The following is a 22,693-nucleotide window of genomic DNA, read 5'->3' as shown; positions in this document are numbered from 1 at the left end:
AAATTGCCAGCCGGGGACAGGTGAATCCGTCTTTTTCTGAATGCAGCGCGAACATCGCTGTGCACACCTTGCTGAGAGCAAAGCAGTCGCTTATTGTTGGCCTCTTTGCAGTAACGATACCTTGTTATCACGAGTAGACGTCATGAAAACCCAACTGATTACCCGCGAAGGCTATAACAAATTACGTGCCGAACACGACCATTTGTGGAACGAGAAGCGTCCGGAAATCACCAAAATTGTCTCCTGGGCGGCTAGCCTTGGTGATCGTTCAGAAAACGCCGATTACACCTACAACAAGCGCCTGTTGCGGCAGATAGACCGCCGTGTGCGCTATCTGCGCAAATGCCTCGCCGATCTGAAAATTGTCGATTATGCGCCGCAACAGGAAGGAAGGGTGTTCTTTGGTGCCTGGGTTGAGGTGGAAAATGAACAGGGTGATGCAAAGCGATTCCGCATTGTGGGGCCGGATGAAATCTATGGCGATGCGGTTAAGGATTACATCTCCATTGATTCACCGATGGCCCGTGCGCTGATCAAGAAAGAGGTGGATGACGAAGTCGTGGTGAATACGCCGGAAGGACAGAAAGTCTGGTTTGTTAACTGCATCGAGTATGTGAAGAACCCAGAGTAAAAAAGAGGCGGAGAATAATGGCTTGGGTAAAAAAGCCTTGGGTGCAACTTATTCTCCGGTGGCGAAATGGGCTGGCGTAAAAGGGGAAGCGCCGCAGCATTGCCGCGCCTGAAAGATTTGGATTATTTGCCTGGCGTGGTCGCGGTGGTGGTCGATGTGCTGCTGGTGCCTTTGTCACCGCCGCCCATGGTTGCCAGTGCCACCCCTAACAGTGCACCCACGGCACCCACACCCATCGCGTCTGAATTGCCTTTGGCGGTAGTGGAGGCCTCGGCTCCCGCCGCTTCACCCGCGCTGGTGGCCGCATGAGCCTGAGAAAGGCTGACCAGCACCAGTACACTCAGCAAGACCGCAGATTTTTTCATTTTTCTCTCTCCAAAGATGCGCAATATCAGCAGGAACCCTTGCAGTTTCTGAGATCGTTGTGTGGGAAGAAAGTGCTGATTAGTGTCTGATTAATCAGACTTTATTTAACACTGGCCTTATCTGGCGCGAGATGCGTATTGTTCCGAGAGCAGATGAGCACTGAAAACGAAAAGAGCCAGATATTATGCTGCGAATGATCGCCCATCGAACGATTCTGGCCTGCCGACTTAAGCCAAATGGCCCCAAATGCTGTGATAACGAGCGGTATTCGGCCCGGTGATCCATTTTCGAAAAGAAAACCGCGTAAATTTTCGGATTAGCGCTAAGCGGATGGAAAGCCCCGATAAAAAGCGCGAGACAACGCGCATTTCAGGGCTTAAATTAAATATAAGCTGCTGTTTAATATGCTTTGTAACAATTTCGGCTAGAATATAAACCATTAATAACTGTCACATGCAGGCATCTTTTTTACACAATATTGACTCAGGCAATGGCGCCTTTGGGAGTTGAACAATGCAAGAGAACTACAAAATTCTGGTCGTCGATGATGATATGCGTTTGCGCGCACTGCTCGAACGTTATCTCACCGAGCAGGGCTTTCAGGTGCGCAGTGTCGCCAATGCCGAGCAGATGGATCGTCTGCTAACTCGTGAATCATTCCATTTAATGGTGCTGGATCTGATGTTGCCAGGCGAAGATGGCTTGTCCATTTGCCGCCGTTTGCGCAGCCAGAGCAACCCGATGCCGATCATTATGGTGACGGCAAAAGGCGAAGAAGTGGATCGTATCGTTGGGCTGGAAATCGGCGCTGATGATTACATTCCGAAGCCGTTTAACCCACGTGAACTGCTGGCCCGTATTCGTGCCGTGCTGCGCCGTCAGGCCAATGAATTGCCAGGTGCGCCTTCACAGGAAGAAGCGGTTATCGCCTTCGGTAAGTTCAAACTGAACCTCGGCACGCGTGAAATGTTCCGTGAAGATGAGCCAATGCCGCTGACCAGCGGTGAGTTTGCAGTGCTGAAAGCACTGGTGAGCCATCCGCGCGAACCGTTATCACGCGATAAGCTGATGAACCTGGCGCGTGGCCGTGAATACAGTGCGATGGAACGTTCTATCGACGTGCAGATTTCCCGTCTGCGCCGCATGGTAGAAGAAGATCCGGCGCATCCACGCTACATCCAGACCGTTTGGGGTCTTGGCTACGTCTTCGTTCCGGACGGCAGTAAAGCATGAGGCGATTGCGCTTCTCTCCTCGCAGTTCGTTTGCCCGCACCCTGTTATTGATCGTTACCTTGCTGTTCGTCAGCCTGGTAACGACCTATCTGGTGGTGTTGAATTTCGCCATTCTTCCAAGTTTGCAGCAGTTCAATAAAGTCCTCGCTTACGAAGTGCGTATGTTGATGACCGATCGACTGCAGCTGGAAGATGGCACGCAACTGGAAGTGCCACCTGCCTTCCGGCGTGAAATTTATCGTGAACTGGGTATTTCGTTGTACACCAACGCAGCGGCAGAAGAGAGTGGCCTGCGCTGGGCACAGCATTACGAATTCCTTAGCGAGCAGATGGCGCAACAGCTGGGTGGCCCGACCGATGTCCGTGTCGAGGTTAACAAGAATTCCCCCGTGGTCTGGCTGAAAACCTGGTTGTCGCCAGACATCTGGGTGCGTGTGCCGTTGACTGAAATCCATCAGGGCGATTTCTCGCCACTGTTCCGCTACACCCTGGCGATTATGTTGCTGGCGATCGGCGGTGCCTGGCTGTTTATCCGCATTCAGAACCGACCCCTGGTCGACCTGGAGCATGCAGCGCTTCAGGTCGGTAAAGGCATCATTCCTCCTCCGCTGCGTGAGTATGGCGCATCGGAAGTGCGTTCCGTAACGCGAGCCTTTAACCAGATGGCGGCGGGCGTCAAACAGCTTGCCGATGACCGTACGCTGCTGATGGCGGGTGTCAGTCATGATTTGCGCACCCCTTTAACACGCATTCGTCTCGCCACCGAGATGATGAGTGAACAGGATGGCTATCTGGCCGAGTCGATCAATAAAGATATCGAAGAGTGCAACGCCATCATCGAGCAGTTCATCGACTATCTGCGCACCGGGCAGGAGATGCAGACCGAGCGCGCCGATCTCAACAGTGTGTTGGGTGAAGTGGTGGCGGCGGAAAGCGGCTATGAGCGTGAGATTGAGAATGCGGTGATGCCGGAAGAGTTGATGCTGGATATCAATCCGCTGTCGATTAAGCGTGCCGTGGCGAATCTGGTGGTGAATGCCGCGCGTTATGGCAACGGCTGGATCAAAGTCAGCAGCGGCCAGGAACTGAATCGCGCCTGGTTCCAGGTGGAAGATGATGGTCCGGGTATTAAGCCCGATCAGCTTCAGCATCTGTTCCAGCCTTTTGTACGTGGCGATAGCGCACGCAGCACCAGTGGCACCGGCTTAGGGTTGGCGATTGTGCAGCGTATTATCGACGCGCATGAAGGCTCGCTGGAGATAGGTGAGAGCGAGCATGGCGGATTGCGCATTCGCGCGTGGTTGCCGATACCGGAGAATAACGGTACGGCGTTAGTCAGCACGCATCACAGTTAACGCTTCGCTCAGATAAATGTGGAGCGATGACTGTTTCGCCTGCAGGCATCCGCGACTGGCTGCGTAGCCCTCAGCACCACAGTTGAAAAATCACGCCGCTTAAGACTGAGTATCAATGAGCCGCCATTAGGCGGCTCATTCACTTCACAACTGCGGGCCAGCCTGAACCAGCGCTTTTCCGGCATCGTTATCGGTATACTTCTCAAAGTTGGTGACAAAACGCTGCGCCAGACCCTGCGCGGCCTCATGCCACGCGGCTTCATCCGGCCAGCTGCGACGTGGATCCAGAATCGCATCATCGACTTTTTCCAGGGTCGCAGGCATCTGCAGGTTAAATACCGGTAGTGTTTCCATCGCTACGTCGTCCAGCTCACCCGCCAGAATCGCATTGATGATGGCGCGGGTATCTTTCAGTGAAATACGTTTACCGCTGCCGTTCCAGCCGGTGTTAACCAGGTACGCTTTAGCTCCCGCTGCTTCCATGCGCTTCACCAGCACATCGGAATATTGCGTTGGATGCAGCGTCAGGAAGGCCGCGCCGAAGCAAGCTGAGAACGTCGGGGTGGGCTGAGTGACACCGCGCTCGGTACCGGCCAGCTTGGCGGTAAAGCCCGACAGGAAGTGGTACTGGGTCTGTTCTGGCGTTAAGCGCGAAACCGGCGGCAGTACACCAAAGGCATCAGCGGTCAGGAAAATCACGCGCTGCGCATGGCCCGCTTTGGATACCGGCTGCACGATGTTTTCAATGTGCTCAATGGGATAGGAAACTCGCGTGTTCTCCGTTTTGCTGGCATCGGCATAATCAACGCTGCCATCCGCCCGCACCACGACGTTCTCCAGCAGCGCATCGCGGCGGATGGCGCGATAGATTTCCGGCTCGGCTTTCTCCGACAGATTGATGGTTTTGGCGTAGCAGCCACCTTCGAAGTTGAAGACACCATCATCGTCCCAACCGTGTTCGTCATCGCCAATCAGCTGGCGATCGGGATCGGTGGACAGTGTAGTTTTACCGGTGCCAGACAGGCCGAAAAACACCGCTACGTCACCCGCTTTACCCACGTTCGCCGAGCAGTGCATTGACGCGATGCCTTTCAGCGGCAGCAGGTAGTTCATGATGGCGAACAGGCCTTTCTTCATCTCGCCGCCGTACCAGGTGCCGCCAATCAGCTGCATGCGTTCGGTGAGGTTAAAGGCGACAAAGTTCTCAGAGTGTAAACCCTGAGCCTGCCAGTCCGGGTTGGTGCATTGCGCGGCGTTCATCACCACAAAATCCGGCTTAAAGGAGGCCAGCTCGGCTTCATCAGGGCGGATAAACATGTTTTTGACGAAATGCGCCTGCCAGGCGACTTCCATCACAAAACGCACACTCAGGCGGGTGTCGGGATTCGCACCGCAGAAAGCGTCGATGACAAACAGACGTTTGCCAGAGAGTTGTGCGGTGCAGCGATCTTTCAGCGCCTGCCAGGTTTCCTGCGACAACGGCTGGTTGTCATTTTTACCGTTGCCGACATCATTCCACCACAAGGTGTCACGCGTGGTGTCATCGCGCACGATGTACTTATCTTTTGGCGAACGTCCGGTAAAGATGCCGGTATCCACGGCAATGGCGCCGCTTTGCGTCTGGGTGCCGCGCGCATAACCTTCCAGTTCCGGGCGAGTTTCTTCCTGAAACAGCGTATCAAAGTCAGGGTTGTACACCACTTCTGTGGTGCCGCTAATGCCCAAAGCGGCAAGGTCTTGCGATGTCAGGCCGTGAACGCGCATGTGGCTGCTCCTTAGATCGATGCTTCATAGCATTTTTATGAGGGGTCTGCGTCCTGTCGTGCATGGCCGGACAGGGCAGATCGCGCGCAGTGTACACGTCTGAGCAGGGCGTAAAAGTGAAGAGAGTTAAAAATGCGAGCTGGAACGTGACAAGCAGTGAATTCTGCCAGTTAAGAAACTAAAGTCAGTGTAAGTTAGTTAAATTACGCGAAAGTTGATGGGTTAATTCCTGACAGAAATGCGGGCGGCGATGCCGCCCGTAGGGGAATTAGTGCAATTGATCGCTGTTATTTGTAGGTGCGTTGCGAATCGCAGCAATGTCTACGGCATCGTAAACATAATGCGAACCGCAATAGTCGCAGTGCATATCGATCTTTCCATCCTCTTTGAGGATTTCATCCACTTCTTCAACCGGCAGCGTATTCAGTACTTCGCCACAGCGTTCGCGTGAACAGGTGCATTTGAAACTGACTGGGGTCGGATCAAACACCGTGGCCTCTTCCTGATGATACAGGCGCCACAGCACATCCGTCGCGGGCAGCTCAATTAGCTCTTCGCTCTTCACGGTTTCGGTCAGAGTGGCCAGATGATTAAAATCATCCTGGCTCGGCTCTTGTGCAGGAAGTACCTGCAACAGAATACCGGCAGCGCCTTTATCGCTGGTACGAATAAACAGGCGAGTTGGCAACTGCTCAGAACGCATGAAGTAATCCTCCAGGCAGCCAGCCAGCGTATCGGCTTCCAGACCGACGACACCCTGATAACGCTCGCCTTTTTCCGGAGAAATGGTGATGACCAGATAACCGTTACCCACCATCTCTTTTAGGCTGCTACCCGGTGCAATATCGGCATCTTCCTTCACGCGTGCAACGCCACGTAATTCCTGCTTGTTGTTGCCATTGATCACCGCCAATGTCAGTGGACCATCGCCCTGTAACTGAACGGTGATGTCGCCATCGAATTTCAGCGTTGCGGTCAACAAGCTGGTCGCGACCAGCAATTCACCCAGCAGGTTTTTCACCGGTTCGGCGTAGTCGTGGTTTTTGACAATCTCACGCCAGGTTTCGGATACGTTAACCAGCTCGCCGCGCACGGCGACATTTTCGAACAGGTAACGGTGCAGTTGATCTTGAACAGACATAGTGTTTCTCTCGTTGGGGCGACGGTTATTCATCGCCCGACAATTTAAATTTCATCAGATCGCGGCGCTCTTTTTTATCCGGGCGGCGATCGGGGTGCGGCATGGTCAGGGCATTCATTTTGCGCGCCAGTGCCGTTTTTTCACGCTTCTCAATGCTGGCGGCGGTCTCCGCATACATCCCTTGCGCTTCAGTGGCTGGGCGGCGTTGATCGCCAATGGCGGTAATCACCACCGTTCGTTCATCGTTGCCCTGGCGCAGCGTTAGCTCAGCCTGTAGTTCCACAATTTTACTCGGTTTGCTGCGCTGGCCGTTGTAATGCACTTTACCGCCATCGATCATTTCGCGAGCCAGCGCGCGCGTTTTATAAAAACGTGCAGCCCACAGCCATTTATCGAGGCGGACACCTTCGCTGGTTTTTTCTTTCATTGCGGCTCCTGCTTTAACGCAGCGTTTCACACAACTGGCGATAGTCTCGCACTGCAGCATGACGCTGGAAAGATTGATCGGGCCGACCGGAATCCGGATTGCTGACGCCTAAACACCAGCGAATGCCCCAGCGTGCCGCCGCATCGAGGATCGCTTCGCTGTCATCAATAAACAGCGTGCGCTCGCTATCGAATGCAGTTTGCTGCTGAACGGCCTGCCAGAGACGTGGATCCTCTTTCGGATACCCAAAGGTATGGGTAGAAAGTAATAAATCAAGGTGGGGAGCCAAACCGGTTTGCTCCAGCTTTACCTCGAGGTTGTACGGATGCGCATTGGTCAGCAAAATGGTGCGTTTACCCGCAGCACGTAGTGCCTGGAGTAGCGGCAACGTATCCTCGCGCATGGCGGCACGGTGACGTTTTTCCCATGTCATGGCGCGGATATCTAAGGCCAGTTCTTGCGACCAGTAATCAAGACAATACCAGTTTAGCGTATGCACCACGGCTTGATACTTTTGCTGAATCAGCTGATGTGCCTCGGCCAGCGTGATATCACGCTCGCGGCTCAGGGTTTCAGGAACGTGTTCCAACCAGAAATGGCGGTCGAAGGCGAGATCGAGCAGCGTGCCATCCATATCCAGCAGCACGGTATCAATCCCGGACCAGTTTAGCGTCATCGTCATACTCTCTCGCCCTAAAAAATAGGGCGACAGGGTAGCACAGAAGGGAAGGGCTCAGAACAGTGAGCGCACGCTCTGCATAGTGCTCAGATTGTGATTGAAGCACTTGTCGTAATACTGCTGAATTTCCACCATGCGCAGGCGATTACGATGCACACGTCGCAGGGCCAGTAGCCCATTGATGACGCCGCAGAGGATCAGCACCAACATCAATAATGCGGTACCGAGGTATCGCCATTGCGCCATCGCATCCGGTTCATTGTGCAACGCAATGTGGCGTGTGCCGTTAGCGTCAGTGGTGATGCTGGTAATGATGCCGTTGGCAGCAAACGGCGTGTGCAACAGCATGCCGGACATGCGTTGTAATTCGCGCCATTGCGATGGTGCATCAAGATCAAACAGCGACACGGAAGGCTGTGGCTGATTCACCATCTGACGACCCTCATCACTCACTATCAGGAAGCCGCCCGGTGGTGGGCTATTCAGATTTTCTGCCGCACGACGGGTTTCACGCGAGAAGAAGGTCGAGGTCGCGGTATTCACCAGGTTCTCCAGCGCTTCCGCACTGACCGGGCGTAACAGCACGTTCATGCCGTTAAGCTTGCCGGAATCTGCGCGGTGGATCAGTGAATCCCAATCCTTAGCATTGCCCAGATTCACCAGGGCATTTTTCAGCCGGACGCAATCCTGCTGCTGGCTGCACAGATCCTGTGTTTTCAGCACTAAATCAGAGAAATCATCCAGCAGAATCATGCCCGATTTCTGTATCGCGGAGGCGAGCTGTGGATTGAGTTTCGGATCGGTGTTGGTTTCCGGATGCAGCTGACGTGTGGTGGTATCAAGCAGAGCGGCAGCTTTATCGATGATATCCGACTGCGGCTGCGGCAGAGGTGCTGCGTTATTCCAGTAAATAGCTGAGCAATCGAACGGCATATACGCATAGCTGCGATTGCTTTGATAGTTGCCCGGTACGGAACACATGCCGGTTCCGCTCACCTTCAGGTTGTCACCGATGTGCAGCGGCAGGGCGTTGAGTTTATCCACGCTATTCACTTCAATGCTTTCGGTGCCTTTTACCCATGCGAGGCTGAGCTTGATTGGCATACTGAGCGGAATCCAGGTAAACAGCATCACCAGCACCACCAGCGAACCACATGCCAGCACCAGATTTTTGCGCCAGCGCTGAACCGGGAAATTGCGAACCTCATCGTGCAGGGAGAGGAAACGCCCCTGGCGCACCACTTGCCGATTCAGATAGATGTCGACATCCGTCACCTGGCCCAAATCGTGCGCCACATAGGGTTGCCAGTGGGCGGGATAAATTAAATCGATAATGCCCAGCGAGATATTGCTCTGCTCCTGATTGGATTCACCAAACAGGCCCCAGCGTTTCGGTGCTCCGCGCAAGCAGTGCACATCGCGCAGCCCTTTTTCACCCGGGAAGCGGTAAAGGAACCACAAGCTAACCGCAATCATTGCGCAGGCTGACAGGGCAATCCACAGCATCAGGCTTCCGGGCAGCACCAGGCTGAGGAAGAACAGCAGGAAGGCAAAGCAGATAACAATGGCCTCGCGCGTGCCATCCGGCCGCGATAGACGGTACTCTTCCGGCGACTCTTTACGCACTTGCAGCAACTCGACATTTTCGCTCTCCTCTTTACGAATAGAGGCGTTGGTCGACATTGAGCGCACCAGCGGCGGCAAGGCGGGTTGTTCTACGGCATAGTTTACTAACGAGTGACCGTTGAGTGAGATCACCAGCGGCAGCGTTTGAGTGCGGATCAGCTCAACATAATTCTCTTCCGCAATGTACTGCTCCCACAGCGGTGGCAGATGCACTTCCACTTCATCGAGGTAGTAGCGCCATTGATGCGCATCATCCGTTGAGAGACCATAGCGAGTGATGGAACGTGTGACAGGATAAACATTGCTGCTCTGCGCCGTGAGCGTCAGGGATTCGGTTTCACGCGACTTCTTTGAGGAGCGGGCAGTACTCTGTTTTTGCTGTTTCGCCAGGGACGCAATGTACGCTTCAATAGCATGACGTTCTTCATCAGTGAGTTTGCGGCAGGGGGGGCTTATAAACGGCAGCGGTTTCGCCAACGGCGGACGATGCCGCATAGCGTACCAATAACCTATTCCTGCTATCAGAGAGCAGGCCAGCATGACAGCCAGAATGATGATAAAAGTGCTCATGCTTTGCTCAATCCAGCCAAAAAACTGCCTTCACGTTTACGATGTGCTCCCGATGGAACCATTATTACCAGTCAATTTTGGCGAGCATAAGTCATTCTTACAAGAAAAAACTCAGATAAAATAACGCGCAAAATCATTGAATTATAATTTATTAGATTATTCCTTAATGGGATGTTAACCACAGGACACTCAATTAAATATCGGTATTTTCTGAATTTAACAAAACCCCATTGACTTATTGTGAAAATTTAAGTGTATAGATAACAATAAGTTGTTAGCAGGCGTAAGCAAATGTGTGTCACGATGCTTTCCCTGCGCTGCGTGTCGCACATTGCTGCGGGCTTCGGTATGCTGGCGTCATCGCGATTCACAAGGCTGTGCTAAGTTTGAGGCTGATATGAAAACTCCAATGAAAAAACCTGACATCCTCAACGTGGAAGCGGTGGCCCGCTCCCGCTTGTTTACTATTGAAGCGGTTGATCTCGCTTTCAGTAACGGTGCACGCCGTGTCTATGAGCGTATGAAACCTTCCAACCGGGAAGCGGTGATGATTGTGCCGATTCTGGGTGATGATGTGATCCTGATTCAGGAATATGCCGTAGGGTTGGAAAGCTATGAGTTGGGTTTTCCTAAGGGGTTAATTGACCCAGGCGAAAGCGTGTTTGAAGCCGCAGACCGTGAGTTAAAAGAAGAAGCCGGCTTTGGTGCCCGGGAATTAGCAACGCTGGGCAAACTCACCATGGCACCGTCCTACTTCTCCAGCAAAATGAACATTGTGGTGGCTGAGGGGTTGTATGAAGAGAAGCTGGAAGGGGATGAACCTGAACCGCTGATTGTGCACCGCTGGCCGCTCAATAACCTGCTGGCGTTGCTGGACGAGCCAGATTTCCGCGAAGCCCGGAATGTCAGTGCGCTGTTCCTGGTGCGTGAGTGGCTGGTGAAGCAGGGTCGATTGACCTACTGAATACGACAAGTGCGCAATAAAAAAGCCGGCGAATACGCCGGCTTTTTTTATCAGAACAGTTCGTGGCTTTGGCCGTTGTCCATGAGTGTGGTGCCCACATCATGCACTGAATACTCCGTTGGCTGAGTGCCATTGATGAAGTACTCCTGACGGGTATTGCCGCCACCGTTGGCCAGCTTGCCCGTACCGCGATCGATCGTCACAGTGACAACGCCATCTGGCGGTGTCAGCGGCTGTACCGGCACGCCATCCAGCGCAGATTTCATGTACTCATCCCAGGCAGGCTGAGCACTCTTCGCGCCGCCTTCATAGCCAGAAATCTGGTCAGGAATCGCGCCTGACATGGTCGAGCGGCCCAGCGCGCGTGAATCATCGAAACCAATCCACACTGAGGTCACGACACCAGGGCCGTAACCAGAGAACCACGCATCTTTCGAGCTGTTGGTGGTACCGGTTTTTCCGCCGATATCGTTACGCTTCAGGTCACGACCCGCACGCCAGCCTGTCCCCATCCAGCCTGGCTCACCGAACACGTTGGAGTTCAGTGCGCTTTTGATCAGGAACGACAGCGGTGTATTAATCACATGCGGTGCGTATTGCTGGTCACCTGCGGGTTGCGGCTGAGCAGGCACTTGCTCCAGCTCCGGCTGTGGCACCGCCTGATTCTGCGATTGATCGGAGGTCGCGACGTTTTCCACGCTCTCTTCGCTCAACGCCAGCGATTTTTTGGTATCACCGTAGATCACCGGCAGATTGCACTGCGGGCAGGCAATCTTCGGTTTCTCTTCAAACACCACGCCGCCTTGTTCATTCTCAATTTTGGTAATGAAGTAAGGATCGACAAGGAAGCCGCCGTTAGCCATCACGGCATAACCGCGCACCACCTGCATTGGGGTAAACGAAGCCGCACCCAGTGCCAGCGATTCGGTATGGATGATGTTCTGTGCCGGGAAGCCGAAGCGCTGCAGATACTCTGCGGCGTAATCCACACCCATCGCACGCATCGCACGTACCATCACCACGTTTTTCGACTCACCCAGGCCCTGACGCAAGCGGATAGGCCCCGCATAGGTCGGCGGTGAGTTTTTGGGGCGCCAGTCGGCTCCGGCACCCGCATCCCAACGTGAAATAGGCACATCGTTCAGAATGGAAGCCAGCGTCAGTCCACGGTCCATCGCGGCGGTATACAAGAACGGTTTAATGTTTGAACCGACCTGACGCAGTGCCTGTGTCGCACGGTTGAACATACTCTGGTTGAAGTCGAAACCACCGACCAGCGCGCGTACCGCACCGTCTTCTGGATTGAGCGAGACGAGGGCCGAGTTGACCAGCGGCACCTGACCTAACCACCAGTCGTTATCGACTTTACGCACCCAAATCTGCTGGCCTGCCTGCAGTACCTGCGTCACGCTGCGGGGCGTCGGGCCTTGTAGCGTGTCGGATTTGTAAGGACGCGCCCAGCGAACGCCCGCCATACTCAGAGAGACGCTGCTGCCGTCTTTCATCATCGCGGTGGCTTCATCGGCCGTGGCAGTGGTCACCACGGCGGCATTCAGTGGACCGTAGGTCGGCAGATCTTTCAGCGCGTTTTGAATGCGGCTCTTATCCCAGCTTGCTTCGCCCACTTTCCACAGCACGTTGGTCGGGCCGCGATAACCATGACGCATGTCATACGCCATCACGTTATTGCGAACAGCTTGTTGTGCGGCCTCCTGCAGATGACGCGTGACGGTGGTATACACTTTGTAGCCATCATCGTAAGCGGCATCACCATAGCGTTTCACCATCTCCTGACGCACCATTTCGCTCAGATAAGGTGCGGAGAAGGCAATTTCGGGACCATGATAGGTTGCGACCAGCGGCGTGTTGCGCGCGGCATCATATTGCTGCTGCGTGATGTAATTCTGGTCAAGCATACGCGCCAGTACCACATTACGACGCGCCAGCGCGCGCGCATGAGAGTAAAGCGGGTTAAAGGTTGACGGTGCTTTCGGCAGACCGGCAATCATCGCCATCTCACTCAACGAAAGCTGATCAACCGGCTTACCGAAATAGACCTGTGCAGCCGCTCCGACACCATAGGCGCGGTAACCCAGATAAATTTTGTTGAGGTAGAGCTCGAGGATTTCATCCTTGCTCAGCAGTTGTTCAATGCGAATCGCCAGGAACGCTTCCTTGATCTTACGCATCAGCGTGCGTTCAGGGCTAAGGAAGAAGTTACGTGCCAGCTGCTGGGTGATGGTACTGGCACCCTGTGAAGCATGGCCGGACACCAGCGCCACGCTGGCAGCACGGAAAATGCCCACCGGGTCGACACCATGGTGCTCATAGAAACGGCTGTCTTCAGTTGCAATGAACGCTTTGATCAGCTCAGGCGGCATCTGTTGCAAGGTGAGCGGCACGCGGCGCTTCTCACCGTACTGGGCGATCAGTTCGCCATCCGCGCTGTAAACCTGCATTGGGGTTTGCAAACGCACGTCTTTCAGCGTGTTCACATCAGGCAGCTGCGGCTCTATGTATTTGTACAAACCATAAACCGTGCCTGCTCCCAGCAGAATGCAACACACTGTAAGAATCAATAAATACTTTACGAACTTCACCTGAGAATTCCCATCTGTTGTCGTTTGGGCAGTTTATAAACAATCGCGCGGTAGTATAAAGGCAAGCCTGACGCTTTGATATACCCGTCATACTTCGAGCGGCAGCTACGTCGGCTGCGCGAGCTCACCTTAGACGCTGACTTCGGTAAGCGCCTGAGTAATAGCTCGTTTTTCGCCTTGCCGCCACTCGAAAGATTGAGGGTCTCTCTTTTTTTACCTTAAAAGATAAGGAGATCGCGCATATGGCTTTTCAGCGCTGGCAAATTGGATTGGACATCCAAAACGGGCAACTCTGCGCCCTGGGCATTGAACGCCGACGTCATGGCTGGCAGTTACGCCATTGGTGGCAGCAACCGCTGCCGCACGATACGTTACGCAACGGCGTGTTGCAAACTACCCCACTGTTACAGGAGATGTTGACGCGCTGGCAGCGCCATCTGCCGAAACGCTATTCACTGCGAGTTGGCTTGCCCCCGCAACTGGTGTTGCAGCGAACATTGCCGCTGCCAGAAACCTCGCTCAGTGAGCCGGCAATGAGCCGTTATGTGGCATCCTCGGCACCACGCTTGTTTCCGGTTGAACCCGCCACGCTGTCGATTGACTACCGCTCGGCACGCAATGCAACGCAGCTGTGCATTACGGCGGCTCGGCGTGAAGTGATTGCGCAGTGGCTGGCGCCGTTAAAGGAGGCTGGCCTGCGACCCGATGTCTTTGAACTGAGCAGCCTGGCGTTGACCCAAATCGCCATGCGCATGCCGCTGCATCGTGACCAACTTTTAATCCATCCGCTTAGCGATCACTGGCTATGGACGTTAGCCGGTGAGCCGGGCACATCAGGCGCGGCCACAGAGCCTCTAACGCTGGCGAAACTACGTGAAACCTTCCCTCAGGCATCGTCCATCTTTTGCACCTCGGCCTTCAGCTTGACTGAATCCAGCGTGACGCACTGCCGACCGCTTTCATTACTGCACTATCGACAACCGCCACTGCCCGCGCAGGAAGGTGAGTTTGCCATCGCGCTCGGTCTGGCGCTGCGCCCGGAGGATGCATGATGCTGGCCGTCAATTTATTACCCTGGCGTATGCAGCAGCAGCAGCGTCGCCGCCAGCAAAGTTTTACTCTGCTGGGATGTGTCCTGCTGGCGACTGTAATGATGGTGCTGTCGTTATGGTGGCGCGGAAGTCAGACACAGGGCCAGATGCACAGGACGTTGGCGGATATCAGCCAACAGCATGAATCGTTGCAACGCCAGTTGACGCGACAGCAACTGCTGCTGCAGCAACGCGATGAGCTATTAGAGGCGCAGCGGATACGGCAGCGTAAAAAGGATGAGCATCAGCGCTGGCAACAGTTCTGGCTGCGCTTGCCAATGTTGATGCAGGACACGCTTTGGCTCAAACGGGTGGAGCGACGCCAGGGCGTCTTGCTGTTCGAGGGGCGGGCGCAGAGCATGATGGCGATCCAGGATTTTCGTCATCAATTGATGCGGCAGCCGCTGTTTGCCACGGTTAGACCGGCCAGCGTGCAGCGCCAAACCGCTGGGCACTATCGATTTGTCGTGCGCGCGCGGATGCAGGAGAACATTGGTGAATGATGCATTACAGCGCTGGCTCGCTTTAGCCCTGATGTGGCGCATCGCCTGCCTGTTGGGCATGTCTCTGCTGCTGATGCTTATGGCGTGGTGGGTTTTACTTCGCCCGCAGCAACAGGTTCATGCTGCCCAATTACGCCAGCAGGCGGTGATGTCACAACAGGTGATGCAGCGTCAGCAGCTATTGGCTGCACGACCTGCCATCAACGTACTCGAACAGGAAATCGCACGGTTACAGCAACCCATGAGTGGCGTCACTGAGCAAGTTACGCTTGAAGCTTTGATCACCGCGCGCGGCGATCAACTGGAAAGCTGGCTACCGGATAATCAGCCGCAGCAGTTACAGCTGCGTCTCGGCTGGACGCAATTTGTTCCACTGTTTTCAGCGCTGTCATTGACTCGCCTGCCTGTACCGCAGCGCTTTGAACTCAAAGAAGAGCAGGGAGCGCTGAACACACAGCTGTGGCTGGAGGATGGAGATGCGCCATAGTGCATGGCTGTTAGTGCTGTGGAGCGGCTTTACGCTGGCACGCGATCCCTTTCAGCCGCTGCCCGAGGTGCAATGTCGGATGCAGGTAGCTGAACCTGATGGCTGGCGGTTGCAGGGCATTATCGGTACTCCCACGCGCTATGTTGCCTGGCTACGCTCACCAGAAGGAAAAAATCATCGGCTTGGCCCTTCGGCTCGGTTACCGCGCTCAAGCTGGCAGGTGGCAGCATTAACCGCGAATAGCATGACCTTGCATGTCGCGCAAAGCTGCCCACCGCAGCAAATCATCTGGTCTATAAAAGGAGGATATTATGAAATGGATGACACTACTGCTGTGCCTGAGTTTGAGCCTGCCCCTGCAGGCAAATGAAGAACGCTTAAGCCTGGTGTTTGATGATGCCCCCGTTGAACGTATTTTGCAGGCGCTGGCAGATTATCAACAAACCAACCTGCTGATTGCACCTGGCGTTGAAGGGCGCTTATCACTGCGTCTGGAAAATGTAGGATGGGAACGCGCACTGGCCCTGGTGACCCGGCTGGCAAAACTCACCGTAGTGCAGGAAGAGGGCGTGCTGCTGGTTTATCCCGAAAGCTGGCAACAGATGCAGACACAACAGGCGAAAACAGAGCATGAGGAGCGGCAACAGCAACTTCCTCTTGAACAGCAGTCCGTTACGCTGCATTACGCCAATGCCAGCGATGTCTATCGTAGTCTGCAAGCGGAGCGTTCACTCCTCACTTCACGCGGCAGTGTCACGGTCGATAGCCGCACCAACAGCTTGTTATTGCGTGACACCGCCGCCGCGTTGCGTGACGCCTCGCGCTGGTTGCGCGCGCTGGATATGCCACTCGAACAGGTCGAGTTGTCTGCCCACATCATCACTATCAATGAAGAACATCTGCGTGAGCTGGGGGTGAACTGGCACACCGCACCTGCCCAAAGTGTGACGGCAGCCTTGCATCATCCACAGCTGGCGATCCCATTGGCGGTGAATAATCCTGCTTTGCGTGCGGGCGTTACGCTGGGGCAGGTCAGTGGCGGATTGCTAAATCTGGAACTCAGCGCGCTCGAGCAGGAGAACCAAATTGAAATCATCGCCAGCCCGCGACTTTTTACTTCTCATCAGCAAACCGCTTCCATCAAGCAGGGAACCGAAATTCCTTACGAGGTGAAGTCGGGCAGCAGTGGTGCAACGGCGATTGAATTTAAAGAGGCAGTGTTAGGGATGGAAGTGACGCCCATGGTGCTGGGGAATGGGCGAATTCAGCTAAAACTGCGCTTAAGCCAGAACATGCCGGGGCGTAGCCTGAACGTGGGCGAAAGCAACGTGCTGAGTATTGATAAGCAGGAAATTGAAACGCAGGTGACGCTGCGTGATGGCGAAACGTTGGCGCTGGGCGGGATTTTTCAACAACAGCGCATGCAGACCGAACAGCGGGTACCTTGGTTGGGTGAACTGCCCCTATTGGGAACGCTGTTCCGTCAGCAAACCAAAGAACATAAAAAGAAGGAGTTGGTGATCTTCATTACCCCCAGACTGGTCAGGGAAGCAGCGCTTACAGCCGGATAAAGCGGAAAATTCACTCTGATTTGCCATCTGCGTTGACGCAGGGCAGGAATTAGCTTACAAGGTTTAGCGATTTTTAAAACGGTGTAGCGGAACGCGGCAGGATAACCTTCCGATGGGCGTCAGTCACAAGCGATACTGGCGTCAGAATATATTTTCCTTAAATAAATTGAGTTAAAGCGCGGTGGTGAAAGCGTTCATTTCTAAGCTTATTTCTGTAAGTTTCAGGGATGAAAAGACACAGCCAACGCGCATGCTGCTTGAAGTGTGAAGGAAAACAGGAGGGGCGTTACCGTCTCGCGAACCACAGACCGGTCCTGTTACAAGGTCGCCGGGGGCAATTTATTCGGTTGCCAAACGGCCATGAGTGTTGAGATAATTTTCCGTCTGACTCTTGTTAATGCTCATGAGGTCTCAGTTCCTGTCCCGCCAGCACTATGCTGAACGCGGGGTATCATCAACGAATTCTTAGTAATACCGATAAAATGGCAGAGAAACGCAATATCTTTCTGGTTGGGCCGATGGGTGCCGGCAAAAGCACTATTGGTCGTCAGTTAGCTCAGCAACTCAATATGGAATTTTTCGATTCCGATCAGGAAATTGAGCGACGTACCGGAGCGGATGTAGGCTGGGTATTTGATGTGGAAGGCGAAGACGGTTTCCGCGATCGCGAAGAGAAGATCATTAATGAACTCACCGAGAAACAAGGCATTGTCCTGGCGACCGGTGGTGGTTCTGTCAAATCCCGTGAAACCCGCAATCGTCTCTCCGCCCGCGGCGTGGTCGTTTATCTTGAAACGACTATCGAGAAGCAACTTGCTCGTACACAGCGTGATAAAAAACGTCCGTTGTTGCAGGTTGAAGAGCCACCGCGCGAAGTACTGGAAGCTTTAGCTGGCGAACGTAATCCACTTTATGAAGAGATCGCTGACGTCACTATTCGCACTGATGATCAAAGTGCAAAAGTTGTCGCCAATCAGATCATCAATATGCTGGAAAAAAATTAATCCAGCGCCCTGACGGCTCAGTAATAGGTATCGGTCATCATGGAGAAGATCACTGTCTCACTCGGGGATCGTAGTTACCCCATTACCATCGCTGCCGGACTATTTAACGATCCGGCTTCTTTTTGGCCGCTAAAAGCAGGCGATAACGCCATGCTGGTGACCAATGAGACGCTTGCTCCGATCTACCTCGACAAGCTGTCAGCACTGCTTTCGCAGGCGGGCGTGAAGGTGGATCAGGTGATTTTACCTGATGGTGAAAAGTACAAGACGCTCGCTGTGATGGACGATGTCTTCACCGCGCTGCTGCAGAAACCGCATGGACGTGATACCACGTTAATTGCGCTCGGCGGCGGTGTGATTGGTGATCTCACTGGGTTTGCTGCTGCGAGCTATCAACGCGGTGTGCGCTTTATTCAGGTACCGACAACGCTGCTGTCTCAGGTCGACTCTTCGGTCGGCGGTAAAACAGCCGTCAACCATCCGCTGGGCAAAAACATGATTGGTGCCTTCTACCAGCCAGCCTCAGTGGTGGTCGATACCGATTGCCTGGCTACGCTGCCGGCGCGCGAATTGGCGTCTGGTCTGGCAGAAGTGATCAAATACGGCATTATCCTCGACGGGGAATTCTTCCAGTGGCTCGAGCAGAATCTTGATGCGCTGCTGGCATTGGATCAGCAAGCCCTGGCCTACTGCATCCGTCGCTGCTGTGAACTCAAAGCTGAAGTGGTTGCCGCCGATGAGCGTGAAAACGGTCAACGCGCACTGCTCAATCTGGGCCATACTTTTGGTCATGCGATTGAAGCGCACATGGGTTATGGCAACTGGTTACACGGTGAAGCGATTGCGGCGGGAATGGTCATGGCTGCCCGTACCGCCGAACGTCTGGGTCAGTTAACGTCGACGGATACCGATCGTATTATTGCGCTATTTTTGCGAGCGGGTTTACCGGTGCACGGCCCGGCAAGCATGCAAGCAGAAGCGTATCTTCCGCACATGATGCGCGATAAAAAAGTGCTGGCGGGTGAAATGCGTTTGGTGCTGCCTCTCGCAATTGGCCGCTCTGAAGTGCGCGCAGGTGTGGCACATGATATGGTGCTGGCTGCGATTAACGATTGTATAAAATACTGAAGATATCCTGAATAAGTTGAGCTGCAGCAAGGTGGCCATCGCATGCGTTCCAGGCGCTGACATCAGTGAGATGTCTGGATGATGGGATGCAGCCAACGTCGTTTCAGCTTGAAGTATCACGGATAAAGCAGTGAGTGGTGATGCGGTGCGTGGGAAGCGTGCTGTTTTACGGAGGAGGCTAGATGGATGAGTTCAAACCGGAAGACGAGTTAAAACCTGATGCCAGTGACCGCCGTCCTACGCGGCCACGCAAAACGTCTTCTGCGCCGAAAGTGAAGGTACCTGTTTCTCGTCAGCATATGATGATGGGGATCGGCATCCTGGTTCTGCTGTTGGTAGTACTGGGCATCGGTTCGGCATTGACCGGTCCAGATGAAAAGAAACCAGCGACCACGGCTAATAATGGCAATGCGGCGCCGACGGCAACCGGCGGTGAAAAGAACATCGACCTTTCCGGCTCGACGTCCATGAGCGGCCAGCAAAACGCCACGCCTTCAGCGGAAGGAAACGCACCACAGACGTCAGCTGCATCATCCTCGCCAGCAAGCAGCGATTCCAACTCGATTTCTATGCCAGCGGTGTCTTCTACACCGACGCAGGCTGCGCCTGTCGATACGCCAACCAATCAGCAACGTGTGACGCTGCCGGGCGATCTCAATAGTGCGTTGAGCAACCAGCAAGGTCAGGTTGATAACGCCGCACAGGGTGCGCAAGGCATTAGTTCACTGCCCACTGCGCCTGCTACGGTGAGCGGTAACGGTAAAGCGATAACGCCTCCGGCGATGCGCTCTGAGACATCTGCGCGTACCAATAGCAACGTTTCACGTGAAACGCACAGCAACACCGCGCATAAAGCGCCGGCCACGTCGAAACCGGTAGCCGGAGCAAAAGAGAATAAAACACATACCACCGCCGCTCACAATGCACCTGTGAGTGCCAGCAGCGGTGCCAGTAAGTCACTGCCAACCGGTGGCAGCTACACGCTGCAGTTGAGCGGTGCGTCGAAAGAAGAGAGCCTGAATGCCTGGGCGAAGAAACAAAATCTGAGCGGTTATCATGTGTATAAAACCACGCGTAACGGTCAGCCCTGGTATGTGTTGGTCAGCGGTGCTTACGCTACGCCAGCCGATGCCAAGCGCGCAGTGGCATCACTGCCTGCTGAAGTTCGTGCGGCAAATCCGTGGGTAAAACCGTTGAGTCAGGTGAAGAAAGAAAGTCAGTAATTGATGTGGGGCTGCGATCATGCGGCCCCGTTTAAAGCGCAAAGCTGCTGTCGGTTCCACCACAGCCCATAATTAAGATGTAATAACCACGACAGCATGAAGAAAAATCGCGCTTTCCTTAAATGGGCCGGAGGGAAATACCCGCTGCTTGACGATATCCGTCGTCATTTGCCACAAGGTGACTGTTTAGTCGAACCCTTTGTGGGTGCCGGTTCCGTGTTCCTCAACACCGATTATGATCGCTATCACCTGGCGGACATCAACGGTGACCTGATCAATCTCTATAACATCGTTAAAAACCGCACGGTTGAGTTTATTGAAGACGCGCGGCAGCTGTTCACGCCTGAAGGTAATATCGCAGAGACCTATTACGCGCAACGTCTGGCCTTTAACGCCAGCAAAGATGAATATCAGCGTGCATTACTGTTTCTCTATCTCAATCGGCATGGCTATAACGGTTTGTGCCGTTACAATCTGCGCGGTGAGTTCAATGTGCCTTTTGGTCGTTATCGCAAACCTTACTTCCCGGAAGCGGAGCTGTTGTGGTTTGCCGAACGGGCGCAAAAAGCGACCTTTGTCTGTGAATCGTACGATGTTACTCTGAACAACGCCCCTGCTGGCTCAGTGGTTTATTGCGATCCGCCGTATGCGCCTTTGTCGGCGACGGCGAACTTTACCGCGTACCACACCAATAGCTTTAGCCTGCGCGAGCAGCAGCATCTGGCCGAGCTGGCAAATAAGCTGGCACATGAAAACAGCATACCGGTGCTGATTTCCAACCACGACACGCTGCTCACGCGTGAGTGGTATCAGAATGCGGTTTTACACGTAGTCAAAGCCCGGCGTTCCATCAGCCGAAGCATAAGTGGTCGCACTCAGGTTGACGAACTGCTGGCGCTTTTCCGCTAGCCTGTTTCGTCCGCGACCAACGCATTACGCCAGCTCTGGCTGGCGCACAAAATTGGGAGAATCGGATGAAACAATTTTTGCTGGCCCCTTCAATTCTTGCTGCTGACTTTGCTCGCCTGGGCGAAGATACCGCCAAAGCGCTGGCAGCAGGCGGGGATGTGGTGCATTTCGACGTGATGGATAACCACTATGTGCCTAATCTGACCATGGGGCCAATGGTGCTGAAAGCGCTGCGCGACTATGGCATTACGGCACCGATTGATGTGCATCTGATGGTGAAGCCGGTGGATGCACTGATTCCAGAGTTCGCTAAAGCAGGCGCGACTTACATTACCTTCCATCCTGAAGCCAGTGAGCACGTTGACCGCACACTGCAACTGATCAAAGAGCACGGCTGTAAAGCGGGTCTGGTGTTCAATCCGGCGACGCCGCTCGATTACCTCGACTACGTGATGGATAAACTCGACATCATTCTGCTGATGTCAGTGAACCCTGGCTTCGGCGGTCAATCCTTCATTCCCGGCACGCTGGACAAATTGCGTCAGGCGCGTCGTCTCATTGATCAAAGCGGTTACGATATCCGTCTGGAAGTGGACGGCGGTGTGAAGATCGATAACATCGGTCAGATCGCGGCGGCAGGTGCGGATATGTTTGTGGCCGGTTCAGCGATCTTTGGTCACCCCGATTACAAAAAAGTGATCGACGAAATGCGCGGCGAACTGGAGAAAGTTAATGGCTCATTTCACTGATATCCGCGCGCTGGCGTTTGATCTCGATGGCACGCTGGTCGATAGCGCACCGGGTCTGTCACAGGCCATTGATCATGCTTTAGGCGACTTGCAGTTGCCGCCGCCCGGCCTTGCGCTGGCCTCCACCTGGATTGGCAATGGCGCAGATGTGATGATGACACGTGCGCTGACCTGGGCACTAGGCCGTGAACCGCACGCCGAGGAGCAGCGCGACGCGCGCTCGTTGTTCGATAAGTACTACGCCGAAACGGTGGAAGCGGGCAGCACGCTGTTTCCGCAGGTGAAAGAGACGCTGGCGGCGCTGCACGCCAAAGGCTTGCCGATGGCCATCGTCACCAACAAGCCGACGCCGTTTGTCGCGCCTTTGCTGCAATCGCTGGGCATTGCCGATTTCTTCACGCTGATTATTGGCGGTGATGATGTGGTAGTGAAAAAGCCCCATCCGGCAGCGATCTTCCTTGTTTTGGGTCACTTTGGCGTACTGCAAAAAGAATTACTGTTTGTTGGTGATTCTCGTAATGATATTCACGCAGCTCAGGCTGCGGGTGTACCTAATGTCGGTATGACATTTGGCTACAACTATGGCGAGCCGATTGCCGCCAGCCAACCCGATCTCACTCTCGATACTTTTAGCGAACTTTTGCCCGCTCTCGGGCTGTAATTATCAGGATA

At 54.2% G+C, this 22,693-nt stretch carries 22 protein-coding genes; 15 read left to right on the top strand and 7 right to left on the bottom strand.

Annotation, left to right across the window (positions count from 1 at the left end; genetic code table 11):
* Nucleotides 1-142: 142 nt before the first annotated feature.
* Nucleotides 143-631: a transcription elongation factor GreB gene (greB, locus tag AC1MDE_RS21990; protein ID WP_058960578.1), complete on the top strand. Its 489-nt coding sequence runs from the start codon at nucleotides 143-145 to the stop codon at nucleotides 629-631.
* 122 nt (nucleotides 632-753) lie between these two features.
* Here the strand turns inward: greB and yjbE are convergent, their stop codons facing one another.
* Nucleotides 754-996, bottom strand: coding sequence for an exopolysaccharide production protein YjbE (gene yjbE, locus AC1MDE_RS21985; protein WP_480345074.1), 243 nt, complete (start codon nucleotides 994-996; stop codon nucleotides 754-756).
* 514 nt (nucleotides 997-1,510) lie between these two features.
* On the opposite strand from yjbE, the gene ompR reads away from it, so the two are divergent.
* Both ompR and envZ read left to right on the top strand, forming a co-directional pair.
* Nucleotides 1,511-2,230 carry an osmolarity response regulator transcription factor OmpR gene (gene ompR, locus AC1MDE_RS21980; protein WP_001157751.1) on the top strand — a complete coding sequence of 240 codons (720 nt, stop codon included), beginning with the start codon at nucleotides 1,511-1,513 and terminating at the stop codon, nucleotides 2,228-2,230.
* Entirely contained in the window at nucleotides 2,227-3,585 is a 1,359-nt protein-coding gene (gene envZ / locus AC1MDE_RS21975) for a two-component system sensor histidine kinase EnvZ (RefSeq protein WP_058960579.1), read from the top strand. The genes ompR and envZ overlap by 4 nt, the downstream gene beginning before the upstream one ends.
* Nucleotides 3,586-3,729: 144 nt before the next feature.
* On the opposite strand, the gene pckA is transcribed toward envZ, so the two are convergent.
* The 5 genes from pckA to AC1MDE_RS21950 all read right to left on the bottom strand — a co-directional run bounded on the left by pckA (nucleotide 3,730) and on the right by AC1MDE_RS21950 (nucleotide 9,792).
* Nucleotides 3,730-5,349, bottom strand: coding sequence for a phosphoenolpyruvate carboxykinase (ATP) (pckA, locus tag AC1MDE_RS21970; RefSeq protein ID WP_479401394.1), 1,620 nt, complete (start codon nucleotides 5,347-5,349; stop codon nucleotides 3,730-3,732).
* Nucleotides 5,350-5,617: 268 nt separating this feature from the next.
* On the bottom strand, nucleotides 5,618-6,490 hold the full coding sequence (hslO, locus tag AC1MDE_RS21965; protein WP_058960581.1) for an Hsp33 family molecular chaperone HslO: 873 nt from the start codon (nucleotides 6,488-6,490) through the stop codon (nucleotides 5,618-5,620).
* Nucleotides 6,491-6,515: 25 nt separating this feature from the next.
* Nucleotides 6,516-6,917 carry a ribosome-associated heat shock protein Hsp15 gene (gene hslR, locus AC1MDE_RS21960; RefSeq protein WP_058960582.1) on the bottom strand — a complete coding sequence of 134 codons (402 nt, stop codon included), beginning with the start codon at nucleotides 6,915-6,917 and terminating at the stop codon, nucleotides 6,516-6,518.
* Between the two features lie 13 nt (nucleotides 6,918-6,930).
* Nucleotides 6,931-7,599, bottom strand: coding sequence for a GMP/IMP nucleotidase (gene yrfG / locus AC1MDE_RS21955; protein ID WP_038644273.1), 669 nt, complete (start codon nucleotides 7,597-7,599; stop codon nucleotides 6,931-6,933).
* 51 nt (nucleotides 7,600-7,650) lie between these two features.
* Nucleotides 7,651-9,792, bottom strand: coding sequence for an intracellular growth attenuator family protein (locus tag AC1MDE_RS21950; RefSeq protein ID WP_058960583.1), 2,142 nt, complete (start codon nucleotides 9,790-9,792; stop codon nucleotides 7,651-7,653).
* 397 nt (nucleotides 9,793-10,189) lie between these two features.
* Between AC1MDE_RS21950 and nudE the strand changes: the two genes are divergently transcribed.
* On the top strand, nucleotides 10,190-10,756 hold the full coding sequence (gene nudE, locus AC1MDE_RS21945) for an ADP compounds hydrolase NudE (RefSeq protein WP_058960584.1): 567 nt from the start codon (nucleotides 10,190-10,192) through the stop codon (nucleotides 10,754-10,756).
* A gap of 50 nt (nucleotides 10,757-10,806) precedes the next feature.
* On the opposite strand, the gene mrcA is transcribed toward nudE, so the two are convergent.
* The gene (mrcA, locus tag AC1MDE_RS21940; protein ID WP_034819629.1) at nucleotides 10,807-13,356 is read right to left on the bottom strand and encodes a peptidoglycan glycosyltransferase/peptidoglycan DD-transpeptidase MrcA; all 2,550 of its coding nucleotides are present in this window, start codon (nucleotides 13,354-13,356) and stop codon (nucleotides 10,807-10,809) included.
* 242 nt (nucleotides 13,357-13,598) lie between these two features.
* Here mrcA and pilM point away from each other — a divergent pair, with 242 nt between their 5' ends.
* From pilM to AC1MDE_RS21885, 11 genes are all read left to right on the top strand, one after another.
* On the top strand, nucleotides 13,599-14,408 hold the full coding sequence (gene pilM / locus AC1MDE_RS21935) for a pilus assembly protein PilM (protein WP_058960585.1): 810 nt from the start codon (nucleotides 13,599-13,601) through the stop codon (nucleotides 14,406-14,408).
* On the top strand, nucleotides 14,405-14,950 hold the full coding sequence (locus AC1MDE_RS21930) for a PilN domain-containing protein (RefSeq protein WP_479399754.1): 546 nt from the start codon (nucleotides 14,405-14,407) through the stop codon (nucleotides 14,948-14,950). The genes pilM and AC1MDE_RS21930 overlap by 4 nt, the downstream gene beginning before the upstream one ends.
* The gene (locus AC1MDE_RS21925) at nucleotides 14,943-15,437 is read left to right on the top strand and encodes a HofO family protein (protein WP_479399753.1); all 495 of its coding nucleotides are present in this window, start codon (nucleotides 14,943-14,945) and stop codon (nucleotides 15,435-15,437) included. Before AC1MDE_RS21930 ends, AC1MDE_RS21925 begins: the two co-directional genes overlap by 8 nt.
* Nucleotides 15,427-15,807, top strand: coding sequence for a HofP DNA utilization family protein (locus AC1MDE_RS21920; RefSeq protein ID WP_097119709.1), 381 nt, complete (start codon nucleotides 15,427-15,429; stop codon nucleotides 15,805-15,807). The genes AC1MDE_RS21925 and AC1MDE_RS21920 overlap by 11 nt, the downstream gene beginning before the upstream one ends.
* A complete protein-coding gene (gene hofQ, locus AC1MDE_RS21915; RefSeq protein WP_479399752.1) occupies nucleotides 15,749-17,008 on the top strand; it encodes a DNA uptake porin HofQ in 1,260 nt (419 codons plus the stop codon). Before AC1MDE_RS21920 ends, hofQ begins: the two co-directional genes overlap by 59 nt.
* A 482-nt stretch (nucleotides 17,009-17,490) precedes the next feature.
* Entirely contained in the window at nucleotides 17,491-18,012 is a 522-nt protein-coding gene (aroK, locus tag AC1MDE_RS21910; RefSeq protein WP_034820046.1) for a shikimate kinase AroK, read from the top strand.
* Nucleotides 18,013-18,051: 39 nt separating this feature from the next.
* Nucleotides 18,052-19,140 carry a 3-dehydroquinate synthase gene (gene aroB / locus AC1MDE_RS21905; protein ID WP_480345073.1) on the top strand — a complete coding sequence of 363 codons (1,089 nt, stop codon included), beginning with the start codon at nucleotides 18,052-18,054 and terminating at the stop codon, nucleotides 19,138-19,140.
* A gap of 182 nt (nucleotides 19,141-19,322) precedes the next feature.
* A complete protein-coding gene (locus AC1MDE_RS21900) occupies nucleotides 19,323-20,363 on the top strand; it encodes an SPOR domain-containing protein (protein ID WP_058960589.1) in 1,041 nt (346 codons plus the stop codon).
* A 96-nt stretch (nucleotides 20,364-20,459) separates the two neighbouring features.
* Entirely contained in the window at nucleotides 20,460-21,272 is an 813-nt protein-coding gene (gene dam / locus AC1MDE_RS21895) for an adenine-specific DNA-methyltransferase (RefSeq protein WP_034819614.1), read from the top strand.
* Nucleotides 21,273-21,337: 65 nt separating this feature from the next.
* Nucleotides 21,338-22,021, top strand: a complete 684-nt coding sequence (rpe, locus tag AC1MDE_RS21890; protein ID WP_034819612.1) for a ribulose-phosphate 3-epimerase — start codon at nucleotides 21,338-21,340, stop codon at nucleotides 22,019-22,021.
* Entirely contained in the window at nucleotides 22,005-22,682 is a 678-nt protein-coding gene (locus tag AC1MDE_RS21885; protein ID WP_058960590.1) for a phosphoglycolate phosphatase, read from the top strand. Before rpe ends, AC1MDE_RS21885 begins: the two co-directional genes overlap by 17 nt.
* Nucleotides 22,683-22,693 lie beyond the last annotated feature (11 nt).

The organism is Pantoea folii (genome assembly GCF_056678875.1).
The sequence above is the reverse complement of the archived record's forward strand: the minus strand, read 5'-3'. Positions and strand labels throughout refer to the sequence as shown.

Excerpts from the sequence above, each read along its gene's own strand:
- greB (WP_058960578.1), top strand. The coding sequence starts at position 143 with ATGAAAACCCAACTGATTACCCGCGAAGGCTATAACAAATTACGTGCC.
- yjbE (WP_480345074.1), bottom strand. The coding sequence starts at position 996 with ATGAAAAAATCTGCGGTCTTGCTGAGTGTACTGGTGCTGGTCAGCCTT.
- ompR (WP_001157751.1), top strand. The coding sequence starts at position 1,511 with ATGCAAGAGAACTACAAAATTCTGGTCGTCGATGATGATATGCGTTTG.
- envZ (WP_058960579.1), top strand. The coding sequence starts at position 2,227 with ATGAGGCGATTGCGCTTCTCTCCTCGCAGTTCGTTTGCCCGCACCCTG.
- pckA (WP_479401394.1), bottom strand. The coding sequence starts at position 5,349 with ATGCGCGTTCACGGCCTGACATCGCAAGACCTTGCCGCTTTGGGCATT.
- hslO (WP_058960581.1), bottom strand. The coding sequence starts at position 6,490 with ATGTCTGTTCAAGATCAACTGCACCGTTACCTGTTCGAAAATGTCGCC.
- hslR (WP_058960582.1), bottom strand. The coding sequence starts at position 6,917 with ATGAAAGAAAAAACCAGCGAAGGTGTCCGCCTCGATAAATGGCTGTGG.
- yrfG (WP_038644273.1), bottom strand. The coding sequence starts at position 7,599 with ATGACGATGACGCTAAACTGGTCCGGGATTGATACCGTGCTGCTGGAT.
- AC1MDE_RS21950 (WP_058960583.1), bottom strand. The coding sequence starts at position 9,792 with ATGAGCACTTTTATCATCATTCTGGCTGTCATGCTGGCCTGCTCTCTG.
- nudE (WP_058960584.1), top strand. The coding sequence starts at position 10,190 with ATGAAAACTCCAATGAAAAAACCTGACATCCTCAACGTGGAAGCGGTG.
- pilM (WP_058960585.1), top strand. The coding sequence starts at position 13,599 with ATGGCTTTTCAGCGCTGGCAAATTGGATTGGACATCCAAAACGGGCAA.
- AC1MDE_RS21930 (WP_479399754.1), top strand. The coding sequence starts at position 14,405 with ATGATGCTGGCCGTCAATTTATTACCCTGGCGTATGCAGCAGCAGCAG.
- AC1MDE_RS21920 (WP_097119709.1), top strand. The coding sequence starts at position 15,427 with ATGCGCCATAGTGCATGGCTGTTAGTGCTGTGGAGCGGCTTTACGCTG.
- hofQ (WP_479399752.1), top strand. The coding sequence starts at position 15,749 with ATGAAATGGATGACACTACTGCTGTGCCTGAGTTTGAGCCTGCCCCTG.
- aroK (WP_034820046.1), top strand. The coding sequence starts at position 17,491 with ATGGCAGAGAAACGCAATATCTTTCTGGTTGGGCCGATGGGTGCCGGC.
- aroB (WP_480345073.1), top strand. The coding sequence starts at position 18,052 with ATGGAGAAGATCACTGTCTCACTCGGGGATCGTAGTTACCCCATTACC.
- AC1MDE_RS21900 (WP_058960589.1), top strand. The coding sequence starts at position 19,323 with ATGGATGAGTTCAAACCGGAAGACGAGTTAAAACCTGATGCCAGTGAC.
- dam (WP_034819614.1), top strand. The coding sequence starts at position 20,460 with ATGAAGAAAAATCGCGCTTTCCTTAAATGGGCCGGAGGGAAATACCCG.
- rpe (WP_034819612.1), top strand. The coding sequence starts at position 21,338 with ATGAAACAATTTTTGCTGGCCCCTTCAATTCTTGCTGCTGACTTTGCT.
- AC1MDE_RS21885 (WP_058960590.1), top strand. The coding sequence starts at position 22,005 with ATGGCTCATTTCACTGATATCCGCGCGCTGGCGTTTGATCTCGATGGC.